Annotated in this window: 10 protein-coding genes; all 10 read right to left on the bottom strand. The window is 31.6% G+C overall.

Annotation, left to right across the window (positions count from 1 at the left end):
* Nucleotides 1–23: 23 nt before the first annotated feature.
* Nucleotides 24–557, bottom strand: coding sequence for a hypothetical protein (locus PQF96_RS13275; protein ID WP_271766762.1), 534 nt, complete (start codon nucleotides 555–557; stop codon nucleotides 24–26).
* Complete coding sequence (locus PQF96_RS13270) at nucleotides 547–4,092, bottom strand: DUF6443 domain-containing protein (protein ID WP_271766760.1); 3,546 nt, start codon at nucleotides 4,090–4,092, stop codon at nucleotides 547–549. The genes PQF96_RS13275 and PQF96_RS13270 overlap by 11 nt, the downstream gene beginning before the upstream one ends.
* A gap of 20 nt (nucleotides 4,093–4,112) precedes the next feature.
* Nucleotides 4,113–8,411 (bottom strand): PKD domain-containing protein, encoded by a 4,299-nt coding sequence (locus tag PQF96_RS13265; protein ID WP_271766758.1) that lies wholly within the window; start codon nucleotides 8,409–8,411, stop codon nucleotides 4,113–4,115.
* Between the two features lie 420 nt (nucleotides 8,412–8,831).
* On the bottom strand, nucleotides 8,832–9,275 hold the full coding sequence (locus PQF96_RS13260; RefSeq protein WP_271766756.1) for a hypothetical protein: 444 nt from the start codon (nucleotides 9,273–9,275) through the stop codon (nucleotides 8,832–8,834).
* An 86-nt stretch (nucleotides 9,276–9,361) separates the two neighbouring features.
* Nucleotides 9,362–9,712, bottom strand: coding sequence for a hypothetical protein (locus PQF96_RS13255; RefSeq protein WP_271766755.1), 351 nt, complete (start codon nucleotides 9,710–9,712; stop codon nucleotides 9,362–9,364).
* Nucleotides 9,713–10,118: 406 nt separating this feature from the next.
* Complete coding sequence (locus tag PQF96_RS13250; protein WP_271766753.1) at nucleotides 10,119–10,316, bottom strand: hypothetical protein; 198 nt, start codon at nucleotides 10,314–10,316, stop codon at nucleotides 10,119–10,121.
* Between the two features lie 15 nt (nucleotides 10,317–10,331).
* Nucleotides 10,332–10,781, bottom strand: coding sequence for a JAB domain-containing protein (locus PQF96_RS13245; protein ID WP_271766751.1), 450 nt, complete (start codon nucleotides 10,779–10,781; stop codon nucleotides 10,332–10,334).
* A gap of 74 nt (nucleotides 10,782–10,855) precedes the next feature.
* Nucleotides 10,856–11,212, bottom strand: coding sequence for a single-stranded DNA-binding protein (locus PQF96_RS13240; protein ID WP_271766750.1), 357 nt, complete (start codon nucleotides 11,210–11,212; stop codon nucleotides 10,856–10,858).
* 1,203 nt (nucleotides 11,213–12,415) lie between these two features.
* Nucleotides 12,416–13,192 carry a hypothetical protein gene (locus tag PQF96_RS13235; RefSeq protein ID WP_271766748.1) on the bottom strand — a complete coding sequence of 259 codons (777 nt, stop codon included), beginning with the start codon at nucleotides 13,190–13,192 and terminating at the stop codon, nucleotides 12,416–12,418.
* A 191-nt stretch (nucleotides 13,193–13,383) separates the two neighbouring features.
* Entirely contained in the window at nucleotides 13,384–14,304 is a 921-nt protein-coding gene (locus PQF96_RS13230; protein WP_271766747.1) for an alpha/beta fold hydrolase, read from the bottom strand.
* Between the last annotated feature and the right edge of the window lie 8 nt (nucleotides 14,305–14,312).

The following is a 14,312-nucleotide window of genomic DNA, read 5'->3' as shown; positions in this document are numbered from 1 at the left end:
ATTGAAGAGGACACGCTTTTCTATTAATAGTAACCTGTACAATCCTTTATGTTATCGATTTCAATGTTCGTTATATTATTTGATTCCAAAAGTTCTTTTACCCTAGGGGAAAGGAATGTTAATACTGTTCCTTTTGGAAAAAAAATATCAGAACCATCCCACGAATCAGGATCAAAATGTAATCCTTTATAAGAGTCTTCTTCATTTTTGTTTTCAGGCTCAATTAACTCTCCACATCTTCCAGTCACCTGAAACCCATGATAATTTTCATCTACTCCTTTAATTGATACAGGGTAAGTTTTCCATCCCGTTATTTTATTCCTTTTCAATAATACAAATAGCTTGTCAGAAATAACCCTATTGGCACCATCATTAAAAGTTAATATATCATATGTTTTTTTTCCTAATGTAATTCTTGTTTCAATTGGGTCTGTATAGTTAAATTCACCAGCACTTACCATAAAGAAATCATCTTTAAATGTTGAATTTAAAATAATTTCGTAAGGTGAATTTCCCGCATACATTCTGTAAAATTCTATTTCTTTTTTATAATCCATATTTATTAGCAATTTGGTGTCCTTTCTCAATAACTTGTTTTCTTGTGGCATTTATACCTTTAGTAGCAATCCAATCACCCCATTCTTTATTTATTGCACTTGAAGCTTTTCTATGAGGTGAGGATTTCCACCATCTTACATATTCAGGGTGATGAATATTTATATTCTTTGATTTAAAAAAAGTTTCATATTTCTGCACAAACAAATGGTGCGCATCATCACCTATTCCTAAAGCTTGGGTCAGCACTTTTAAATTATGTCTATAATTAGCTTTAGTAAAAGCTTTAAAAGCAAGCCCTATTCCTTTACTACTTCCTCCGGTACTTACCCATTCAAAAATTGGAGGTGCAGCACCAAGAGAAGTATGATATACTTTTAATTTTGGACGGTCGAAAAGATATGAAATCGCATTAGAAGTATTCAGTTCTCCAAAACTATTATTACTTTCGAAAAAGCTATTATAGGCATCAGCAACTTCTTCAGTAACGGCTTTAGATTCTTTAGTATAATTCCCTTCACTGTCTACTTGATTTATTAAAATTGCAAACAATTCAGCCATGTAAAAATCTGATTCACTAACTTCTACTGTTTTGTCAACTCCGTCATTAACTTCTACTGTTTCGTTTGTCCCAATTTTTTTGTAAATAGTTTCAGGTGCTAATCCAGTAGGATCGATATACATGTTTGGGCTATTTTTTACAAAATTATAAGTTGACCATTCAGTAAATTGATCTGCCAAAGGGTCAATATTCATCCATCTCCCTAATGCAGGATCGTAGTTACGAGCTGTAATATCTATCCAGCCAAGACCTAACTCGTTTTGTTCTTCTTTTCCACCAAACCTTAATAATTGTGCAGTAGAGTTTCCTAATGAAGATATCGAACTATTATATCCTTTATGCTTTAATCCAAAAGGGTAATAATTATTTTCTTCTATAATCTCTAAATCACCATTAGTTTCACTTTTGGTATAACTTAAACGGATATTTCCTGAATGGTCTTTAAATTGGTAGACATAACGATATGAACTACCATTGGTCGTTGCATATCCTTCGGGTGTGCTAAAATACTGGAGTGAGCCATTTTTATAGATGTAATTTCCAGCATATTCTGTTTCTATTAAAGAACTTCCACTTGGGGCTATTTTCTTTAATTTTACCCCAGTAGCGTCGTAAATATAGCTAATATTTCCTGTTCCTTGTGCATTATTTATAGTAACTTTTTTAGGTAAGTTGAGATGATTATAGGTAATCCCTGTGATACCTTTGTTGCGATCAATGATCATGTTCCCATTGTCATCATAAGTAAAATCATCATTGGTATTAGTACCATCTTTAAACCCAAAGCTTTTGTTTGTAGTGTCTGTAACTTTTAGGAGTTTGTTTCCTGTATCATAGGTGTATCCTAAATTGTCCATTACTCCAAAAGAAGTAGCCGCTTCATTAAGATGTCCTGTTCGGTTTAGGGATAGGATGTTTCCCATTTTGTCATAGGATATATTAGATACATTATAATTTCCATCGTTACTAATTCCTGTGATGATTCGGTTAAGAGCATCATACGTATAATTATAGCTTCTGTTTATATTGTCATTAGCGGTTTGCCAAGAAGTTCTTGAGATATTACCATTATACAGTGGATTTGTACCTTCATTATAATCGATCTTAAAGCCAAACAAATCTCCATTAGCTGTTGTGCCTTCGTTTATGGTTTTTAGCCAGCCTCGGATGTTATAAGTATAATCTATGGTTTGTAACCCTTCGACTACGCTCAGGGTTCCATCGCCTGCAATGAGCGGAGTCGAAGTGCTACCCACATCCTTTTGTGTAAGTTGCCCCAGCGCATCATAGGTATTGCTAACGATCTGCTCAGTATCCTGGGTATTGATTTGTTGGGTTTGCGTAAGGAGTCTGCCCATATGATCATAGGTAAATTTGTCTACTGTTACTATAGGAGCATTACTACCTTTGGTATGTGTGGTTTTAGTTTTTTCTACTTTACCAATAAAATCATACTTAGTCTCGGTAACATCTACAGTATTTAAAAACTCATTTTTGCTTACTACATAAATTGGCCTTGATTTTTGATCATAATACGTTACTGTGGTGATCCATTTGATCGGGTTAGTATCTAGTACCTGCGTTTTGGTTGCTGTTGGCAATGTTTTTACATCACTACGTATAGTTTGTCCTAATACTGTCCCAGGATTGTCAAATATAGCATCTTCATTGACCAAAAATCGATAATCATCATAGTAGTTGATCGTATATATCTTATCAAAACTAGTAGGGTATGCATTGCTTTTGCTATAATATACCTGAGTATTACTAAACGTAAAAGGAGTGGTAGCACTAGTTTCATATTGCACATAGGTGTCTTTATTAGCCCATGTATCCTGTAGTACTGATCGTATAGCACCACTTAATCTTATTCCGGTATAGGCCACTCTCCCAAAAGTATCATATTTGGTAAACAACCATTTGTTGTTTTGTTTTAGTATTGTATCTTGCGTTAATATCGGTTGATCCTTTTTATTATACACAATATACTCCCATCCTTTACCAGGAATCTTCTTTTCTATCAAACGGTTCTTGTAATCGTATGTATACTGATAACATAGTTCTTTAAGTTCAGTGGTACTCACCCCATCTATTGTAGTTACTTTTGGTGGGATCACATAGGTGAGGTTATCATAAAGATCATAGACATAATAGGTGTCATGTGCTTCTGATGTTCCTGAAGGTGTCGAAGCATAAATTCTCTTTAATACTACACGCCCTTGTTTGTCTTTATACTCTTTTGTGGTATGTAAATCCCCATCTGTTGGTGTCCAGTTTTCATCCTTAGTAATGGTCACATATAGTTGATTGGGAGCATAATGTCCATCTTTTACCAAGGTAGGGATATGCGTATTATAGTTGTCCGGAAAACCTACTTTAAAATATACCACTTCATTACTTGCATTGGTATCCCAATCAAATTTGATGGTATGATCCATATCACTTATAGAATCCGCCTTCCATGCTTTACCCGGAGCTCCTTGTTCTGTCACTCTATTTAAAGGAGAAGCCTCAAATACACTTTCTGAATAGGCATTAAAATCAATATGATTTATATCTATTCCTAAAAAATCATCTGGATAGGTATTCTTATAATACGCATTGATATCGGTATTGATATCTATTATTTTATAACTCCCGGTTGTATTTGTAGCCTCAAAAGGAAGGTACTGTTTGGCTTGCCTTCCGTAATTATCATATTCTATATGAGTTATGATGTCATTACCATCAGGAGAGGCTTTGATTGCTCTTTGTTGTATGGGCCTCCCTAAACCATCATAGTAAGTAACACTCTCAATAGTGTTATCGACATCCTTTATGTTTGAGCAATTAACATTGTGCATTTCAGCAATGGTTACTGCCGTTTGAGGAACAGTAGTATGTACATAATTCTTATCGGATAACACTACCTGGGCTTGTATCTGTACTCCCATAAGTAGCATCACTATGCTATATATAATTTTATTATTTATCATCTTAATTATTCTTTATAGGATTAATGTTGTTCTCCAGTATTACCGCCACCGCCTCCAGAGGATCTATTGACAATTACTGGCATAGTCACACTATACTTTTGACCGGTTTTGGTATCCGTAAAATCAACACTTAATTCATATTCTCCATTTGTAGTGGTACTATATGTAAAGGTAGAAGCTGTCGAATTACGAGTTTCTCTTGAGGAAGGGTGCGTTATTTTCCAAATCTTCCATTTACCCCTGGTATAGTGTCCAGATCCTCCTGTTGGAGTATTAATTCTAAAGGTAACACTAGGGTTAGCATTATTAAGGTGTGCATGACCCGGTGTGGCAGTAACACTCATAGGATTATATGAGTAAACAGTACGTACACCACTCCAATTATATTTATTACTATACTTAAGATCTATCGCTTTTACTTTTACGGTATAACTTCCTGCACTGGTATGACGATATGAAAACTCTTTAAATGTGCCACTTTGCTTTACATTGTTGACATACCACTCATACTTGTATTTACCACTTCCTCCTGAAACATTATTGGCTGTAAATTGTACCGTTGTTCCTTTTACGATATGGGTTCTGGAACTTATAGTAGGTACAGTAATATTAGCATAAACCACTATTGAGATGGTCTTTTCTTTAACTTTACCTGTTTTTAAATCAGCCAAACGAAATCTAAGCGTTTTAGTCCCTGGAGTAGTAAATGATTTTGTAAATGAGCTGGAAGAGGTAACTTTTGCGCTTCCTTCCCACCATGAGTAACTATAACTTCCTGATCCACCTCCTGCATAAGATCCGGTAAATGTGACTGGATCTCCAATAAAAATAGGATCAGTACCATTATGTGTAGCATTTGGAATGTTTAATTCAGGATATCGTACAAGAACTGGTGTTGGTTTACTTTTTAATAATCTTTTGGTTTTGATATCATATACTAATAGCGTTATGATATGATCACCTTCACTATCAAAAGTTTTAGTAAACGATGTGGTACTATCACATTGTTCTTTAATACCATCCACTAACCAGGTATATAAAAACTCACCAGGATTCCCAAGGGCACTAGTAGCAAATGTGATGGGCTTTTCTGGAGCAACTGGTCCTTGACTCGTTATATTAAAAGTAATACCGCCATAAGAATGCTGTCCTTCGTAATTATAATTTATTTTCTTTATCACTTTATCGTCTGCATCCAAAATGAATTGTAATCGATTGAACCCATCATACTGATAATAGGTTGTATACCCCTTTGGATCAGTTGTGCTTGTCATTCCTATGAGCGGATCATAGGTATATGTAGTCACCATTGCATCAGGTAATGTAGTTCTTAAATTGTCCAGAGCTTGTCGTAACTCTCCTTCTTTTCCTAAGTATCCTTTTGTATGATCATTGTCTGCATTAGCTTTATTCTTAAGATCAGTTACATAAGGATTAACTTGATCATAAGTAGCATTCTCAATTTTAGCGATCGGATAATTATTATTATAACCCCAAATAATTGTCGTAGAAATATCATCCTCTTTATGGTACTGCAGGAGATTACCTTTATTATCCCTTTTATCAATAATTGAAGTTTCCTGTAGGGATAAATTTCCTTTTCCTTCAGACACCTTATTAGGTAGTATAACAGTATTATTGAAATTATGATAACTAATTAGATTTGTATTGGTTAATGTGTTATCCTGTCTGATTTCTTGTTTAATTGGTTCTATTAGTCTGTTTTGGCTAATTAGAGTAGCCATATTAGGCTGACCATTTATTTCAGGGTCGAAAGGGTAAAATATATTTGTCTTTAATTCATTTACATTATCTACTATTCTATGTTGTTTTAGAAATGGATATGCATTATCATACTGATAATATTCTGTAGTGGTTTTATTTCCACTTTCCAGATACTCAGTTGTTGTTGTTTTTGATTTTAAATTTCTTTCTATATTTAATTTTGATGAGTGATAAAAATGCCAGGTTCCAAAATCTAAACTTTGATTATTCCTTCCGTAATTATCTAAAACATCTCTATAATTAAGGTTTATTGTATTAAAAATTTTCCTGTCATATTCATATTCTATTCGTTTTACTGTACTATTGGACTCATTACGAATTTCTGTAGATAGTGGCTGGCCACGTAAAATATCATTATCAATATAGTGTGAGGAAGGATATGCACTATTATTTTTTAGAAAATCCAATGCAGGTTGGTAATTTGATGCATTATATCTTGGGTCTCCTTGATTAATGGTAACATAAGTTTCAGGTATATTGGAGACTGTTTCAGGCGAAACAAATTTATGAATAGTAAAACCATTACCTATTTCTTTTTCTATAACTTCTGAATACCCTATAAAACTACCATCTGTTAACTCTAACGCATTTCTGGGTTTATCAAAAACTGCAAAAGATACATTATTGGTCGTTTTTGACGGATCCCAAACATAAGGATATCCAAATACTGGCAAACTATTGATATACCCTGATGATTTTCCATTTGAGTGTTTGTATTCATATTCTAAAACTTTTACATTTTGATTCTCATCAGTAAGTCTTTGCCTTTTAATTCTTGCTCCTCCGGCAGTATATTGATTATTTAGAAAATTAAAATCATGGGTTTCATACTCGAACTCACTTTTACCACCTGTTTTGTATTGCACAGACTTAAGCGTTCCTGATAATGAGTAATTATTAGGTTGTAGACTAAAATCACCAGGAATAGATAAAGCAGTTTGACCCTGTAATGGGAATGGAAGAATAGAATTTGTTCCTTTGTTTTTATGGTAATAAAGTGTAGGTTGCTTTCTTTGAAAATTTGAAATAGCAGGTGTAGTCACTCCATTATTATTATAATATCCTAAGAAATCTTGTTGTAAGGCTTTAACTTTTGGTAATGGATTAGAGTAATAATAATCAAACGCATATAAATCAATCGAAGTATTATTATCTCCTATTTGTCTGATTCGTTGTAATTTTAATCTTTTACATTCTGGTTGAGAACAATTCTCTTTTGAAAGAAAATAAGAGTAATCAAATACAAATCTTTTAACCACAGAATTATTGACATCTTTTACTACAATTTCTGTTAATGCCTTTTCATCATAGGTATCTTGTCGGATGTGATCATATATGAATTCCACTTTTCCGTTCTCAAAACTAATTTCATTTAAACGATGCGCTTTTTTATACTTAACAAAATTCAATGAGGACTTAAGAATGTTCTCATCAATTTGATTATTATTATCATTTAAAGATTTAATTAATGGAAGATGGCCAAAGACTCGAAGCGAAGCCCAATTTTCTGGGCTTGCATGATTTGTCAAAGCATCTTCGATAATGGCGCGTTCATGTTGAACCGTTCCCTTTTGGTACTCTTCATATTTAAAATTAATCGTTGTGTTACTTTTAGGATCAAACATACTAGATAGATGATGTGCCGTAACACCTGTATTTACCCTACCTATGTTTATTGGGCTATACACAGCTTGTCTTGACAATGACTCTCTTAAATCTTTCTTATCAAAAAGATATTTAACTCCATTGGTGTTTACTAACTCAAAAGTATTATATCCATAAAAGTCAAATATATCAGTCCAATTAGTGGTTGGAGCATTTCCTCCATAATCAGTGATGGATAATTCATTAAGTTGAAAACCTAAATTATTTCCATTAAGTTTTCCGTATGTAATTGGACTGCTATTGGTAATCCCTGATCCATCTATTGGTAAAATATCATATGTAGTAGTATTTTTTTCTAAAATAAACTTTGAAGATAAACCAGGTGCATTTGCAATAAAAATATCAGGTGAAGCATCTTCTTCTGCTTCTTTATCATAACCTTGATAAAGATCATATGAAGAATTTTCCTCTAATATCTCATCATACTCTCTTAAATATCCTTTTTGTGTAACATATCGATAAGATATTGATCCATAATCCGGATCAATTTCACTAATTAATCCCTTTCTAAAGGTTTGGTCATGAATATCTTTTACAACAGATACAATATTACCTCCGGCATTTAGATTCCATCCTAACCCAACACTAGAGGCAATGTCGTCAACCTTGATTCCTCCTGTATTATAAGAAACTGAAATAGGAATAGACATGTCACCACTATCTATCGTATAAATAGGTAAATTTATGTTAACTTTTCCTGTGTATAAATTAACTGGAAGAGCATTATACTTTTGAAATGCCATCACATCTGGCGTGGCAAATAATTCCGACCCGGGAAGTAAGTTCCCAGAATCTGGAGTAGTAATTTGTTGACTATACAAATGAATGGATAGAAAATAAATTAAAAGAAGAAATATTCCTTTTTTCATAAATAATAATTTAATAATTGATTCAATTTTCCCACTACGAATTTGTGACCAAATATTGATTTGGCGGCACAAAAAACGATGTTTTTTCAATAAAAATTTTACGGGTTTCCCCATGTTTTATGTTTTCCTGGTACAATATTAATACCTACCAGTTTCATTTTTCGGGACTGAGAAAAATTTGTTGAAAGTTTTTTGTTAAAATTTTATTTTTTGTTTCCCTTGGACTAAAAATCCGGAGTAAAGCTAAAATATGAGAATATGATATCCTTACGGAAATCTGTAAATGCATGTGTTTTTTTGTAACTATTAGAAAATGAAATATAAAAGATCAAAAAAAAGGAACCTCTTTAACCTAATTTAAAAGATATTAAACATCATTTATTATTTAATGAGTAAGTAATTTAGTTACCAAATAAGTTGCTATTCTTGATCTATATTCAAGTTGTTTTCTAAAATTGCCAGTAGATAAGATGGTATTTTATATCCTGTTAATACCTCAGAAGTATAAACATTTTCCCAATCTGTAGTATTCATGTTATATTCCCATTCTTCAAAATGACTTAATAACTTTGCTTGAGGCTTTTCTATATTTCTTTCGGGAAGATCAAATCCAAACCTGTCAAAAATACGTGTACCCTTCATAGCTTTAAAAATATTATAAAGTGCTTTAGCATAGACCTGAGTGGTAGTGGTTTCCTTAGCTCGTTTCTTAAGATCAGGTTCGGTAAATATTTTACTACCGTATTTAATGATTTCGACTAATGCGTTCTCAAGGTTCCTAACCCTATCAATTTTTTGCCCTTTCGGACTCACATAGCCTTTTTTACTTCGTGAATACCATTCTTCAACAATAATATCAGCCATTTCCCTATTAGCCACTATGATATGAAAGTGAGGGTTATATGTTCTTTTTTGTGGGTTAAAATTAGATTCTAAAGACTTGATCCCAATTAACTTTTTCCCTGTTCCTCGTTGGTCTTGTTTTTATACTTATTAATTATTTTCTTAAATGTACCTTTTAAAGATTTTATGTATGCCTCTAGTTGATGTTCTTTACAAGATTTAACTGTTATAGTGATAAAATGAAGATCTTCCCATTTCTGTATGGTTGGCAAATACCGATTAATTATATCTGCTTTTCTAATACTACAGCACAATGTGCAAAATCTATTTTTACAATAATCCCCATATAGTCTTCCATCAGCTGTTACGATATTCTGTTGACAGTGATAGGTATTCCAAAATGCTTTTTCCAATTCTGGTTCTCCATCCTCTTTAGCAATATCTATCAATCTTAACATCAAAGACTGTGTTATAATTTTCCTTTTTGCCCTCCCCTTTAACGCTTTGTTATTGTTGAGGTCAGAGCCATTCCCGTTAACTATTAAGCTTTTCTGACCAGATTTGTTTGTCCCACTTTCTGCTAATGTATTAAAAACAATAAAACATCGCGTCAGCGTGTTATCCTCTTGCTATTCCTTTTCGTCCCGCCAGAGCGGGACAAAATTCACAATACCATTAAACCTAATTTAATGGCACTTTGAGAAGTTAGAAAATGAATTATAAACTTTAAGAGTATGGAAATATCATTTTAATGCTATCCATAAAGAAAAGAAGAAATCATTGCCGATTATATAATTAACTAATTAGTATAACTGAAAAAAGCCCCTTGATCATTCAAAGGTCTCTTGGTTATAATTTTTGTGATTAAATATTGAAAACATATTGATATGAATAAAGATTCCTCATTGCTTCGGTATGCAAAAGAATATCATAATCAATATGATTTTCCTTTGCATACGCTCTGAGATCATTTCCAAATTTATGCTCTACATCCTCTTTGGAAATTGAAATCATTCGTTGCTGTGTTTCATGGTCAAGGTTACTATAATTTAAATATATCATGATCGCATATTTAGATTACAAAATACCTTCGTCTGCAAAACTATAATAACTTCCACTTGGAGCGATAATGAGATGATCTAAAACTTTTACATCAAAAAATGTAGCTGCGTTTTTTATCTTCTGTGTAAGTGCTATATCAGATGTGCTTGCTTCTAGTTTTCCACTTGGATGGTTATGTGCCAAAATTATTCCAACAGAAAGTGTTTTGATTATTATAGCAAAGAGAATACGGATATCAACTACAGTACCTGTTATACCTCCAGTTGATAATTGATATATGCCTTTTATTTTATTTGAGTTATTTAATAATAATACTTTAAAGGATTCATGTAAACCAATTGTATCACTATTCCATTGTTCAAAAATCAATTTTGCTGCTTCGGATGAGCTTTTTATAGCTATAGAATTTAAAGTTCTTACTTTTTCCTTGTAGCTAATTTTTATTTCGTTAACTTTATTCTTCATTGTGATTTCCTTTAAGAAGTTAATAATGAAAAAGAGGGCGCATCTTTCCACAGGAACGCCCTCTTCTTTTTTGTTTATTCTTCATTAGAATTTTCGTTTTTCGAACCTAACAAAAGAATTTCGCTTACTTCCACTTCTACTGCTCTTACCTGATTTCCTTCTTTGTTTTCATAGTTACGGCTTTTTAGTTTGCCGATCACTCCTACTTCTTTTCCTTTAGAAGCAAACTTTTCAATGATTTCAGCGACCCTTCCCCAGGCAACAATAGTATGCCAGTTCGTTTCTGTTTGCTTTTCTCCTTGAGCATTTTTATAATACTCGTTGATGGCTAATGAAAAACGGGCTACTTTCTTGTCACTTTCAAGATTAGTAATTACTGGTTCCTGACCAATGTGCCCAATTAACTGTACGTGATTTTTAATAGTACTCATAACTAAAGATTTAAGATTTATAATTATTTGAAATTGATTTACTTATTATATCCAGAGCGTTTTCCTTCTTTTGATTTTTTAACTTTGGTTCTGCTTCCTTTTTGATGATTTTGTACGATTTCATAAGATTCATTTTAGATTTACTTCCCATAGAGCCTTCACTGTTACCTTTTTTGATGCTGATACGTTTTCAATATTTAGAATTAGTAAGACTTATAAAAAGAGCGAGTGGAGTTCATCTTGAGCGAAGCCGAAAGGAGCCTGATTATGCAGTCGTCTAACTTCTAAATATTGGTGTTTTGCTCTCAAAAAAGGTATAGTGGTGATGGTTCAGGATGTGAGTCTAAACCAATTGTGAAGTATAAAAGCATAGGAAGTGGAACTAATTGTAAGCTACCCCTAATTTTAGAGCTATTTATTTTTCCAAAACTTCTACAAACGAAGTGATTCAATGATTGAAGCGAGAAAAACTTCTTGCAGTATCAGATTAACCAACCAGATTTAGCTTTATTAAATCTGTTGATATAGACTGTAGAAAACTCACATTTTATTTAGGTTATCTTCTGATTTATAAAACGGTAAGTTTTTTCTTAGTAATTATTTAGAGAATAGATCATAAATAATTAGTCGTATTTATTTCATCAATTTTGGCAGTTTTGGGTATTGTTTTTTTGTGCAATTATCAATTTTACACAATTTAACTATAAATGAGATTTTGTTTTTAGTCACCCTATGACAGAAAATGTGGATTGCATAGGTGTTTGTTTTTGCTTGAGTTTTTAAGCACCGAATGAAGCACTTTTTATTTGATATTATATGATTCCATTTGATATTAAAAGAAAATCAAAAAGCTCATAAACATTCTATTTATGGGGTTTTGAAGGAATTTGGTTAATTCTTGGTGGGCTTAAAGCAACAGAGTTCAAACTTTTTAGTAGAAGACATTCAAACTATCTTAGTCAAATCTGAAAAATTAGCAATTTGAATAAAATTTCAGAGATCAGCAGTAAATGTTTATCTCAATGTCAATAAAAATATAGTTTCATATGGATGTGTCTATAGGTTAAACCTTTTAGAGTTATCTAGTCATTTTAAAATTGTATCATAACTCTCATTTTTAAGGGTAGTGATATATTTTATAAAAACTAATAGCTTTTTAAGAATTAAAAATAACTTTATGCTATATTAAGGATTGAGAGTATCTTATTCTAATTGATTATCAGTTTCTTTATTAAGTTCTTTTAAATGATCTAATATTGCTTTATTTCCATTCTCATCTTCTAAAATAAAACACTTTTTTAAATCTAATATTGCTTCTTCTTTATTTCCTATCGAAATTAATAACTCTGCTCTTTCTAATAGATAGATTAATAAAATATCATTCTGTTGTATTCCTATTTCAATAATTGATATTATCTTATCTAGATATTTTAGTTTGGTTTCATTGATTTTGTTTTCTTCCTCGTTTTCAGGCTTATTCTTTTTATATCTTCTACATAGTTCATAATAATAGTCTGAAATCAAATAATATTGACATAGATTAGAGTCATCATTATCAATATTATAATTCAACTTATCAATACAAATTTTTCTATCAAAAAGTAATTGTCTTATGATTTCGTGCAACTCCAATGTTTTAGCAAGCCATTTACATCTTAAATCTCTAGTCCAGTCTATATCACAATCCAATTTAGGCTGAGTTTTGGTTAATTCATTTCCAAAGTGTTTGATGATATTTATTAGGGTTATCAAATTATTGGTGTTTTCAAATAATTCGGGATAATCAATATTTGGGTTGAGAGAAAATGCTTTCCACCCTGAGCCTTGTTTGAGTTGATTTTCTAAAAAAAATCTTACTTTAATTATACTAGTTGTTTCTTGTAGTTTATTTGAGACTCCTATTAATCCTTTTAACAATTCTTCGCCTCCTTTATTAGAGGTATGTAGAGTATGATTTTTACCATAAAAATGTTCAGCCATTTTGCTTAATTTAATAGTATTGTAAATGTCAGTTTAAGCTTTTATATTTTTTTATGTCTATTAAATATTTCCACGTGTGCATGCCTTTTTGTAACTATAAAAGTTAATCTATCATATAAAATAAAATCACTTATTTTTCACTAAAAACCCAATAATATCTTTAGTAAAAGTATTAGTTTATCTACTTTCTCTTATTTTATAGTCTCTTGATAGTCTTTAATTTTTTCTCCAATATATTTTATTGCCTTAGCATAAGTTTCAATGCCATGTCCTACATTATTAAACACTTTAATTCCTTTTAATGACTTTATATGTTTTTTTGCATTATTAATAGATTTTCGAAACGGGAAAAGGAAATCTTTATCACCTTCTAACAAATAAACACTTACATTAGTTTTGGAAAGTTCCTTACCCATATAGTATGGTTTTTGTGCTTTGTCTATATGGTTTGATAATGCAAACATTTGGTATTCTATTAATATTTTTTTTACTGAATCAGATAATTTATGATTGGGGCTAGAAAAAACTATTTTGTCCAAAAATTTAATAACATTATTTTCATTTGTTCTTAAAATAGGCAAAAGGTTGTAATAAAGATTTTTTATTGTTAATGAAAAAGGTTGCAGACAACCAGGATTAAGTAAAAAAACCGCTTTTATTCTTTCTGGCGCAATAATTGCTAACTTCATACTTATTAAGCCTCCAAAAGATGCTCCTGCTATGAATACTTTTTCTATATCTAATTTGTTTAAAACCTCTGTCGCCCAAATACCATAATCTAAAGTTTTTATATCAGGTGTGTTTCCATCACTAAGGTTCGGTAACCCATTAGTTTCTACCATTAATATTTTAATTTTATGGTTGAAATTATCTAAACCTTTATCTAGATCCCAAATAAGCGATGTTGTTCTTGCTCCCGGAAAAATAACCAACGTTTCGAAAGTTGGTTCACTTGAGTTCAAGCTCCATACTATTGTACTTCCTAGTGATGTTTCTATTTCTTTTCTCTCATATTTTCTACCATTACTATTTTCTAATTTTCTTACCCAATTTTCAAATTGAATTTTGTTATTTATTGGGTTTCTAAATATTGATTTTGATTTTATTTTCACTATGTTAC

The organism is Aquimarina algiphila (assembly GCF_947494415.1).
GTDB classification, from domain to species: domain Bacteria; phylum Bacteroidota; class Bacteroidia; order Flavobacteriales; family Flavobacteriaceae; genus Aquimarina; species Aquimarina algiphila.
The sequence above is the reverse complement of the archived record's forward strand: the minus strand, read 5'-3'. Positions and strand labels throughout refer to the sequence as shown.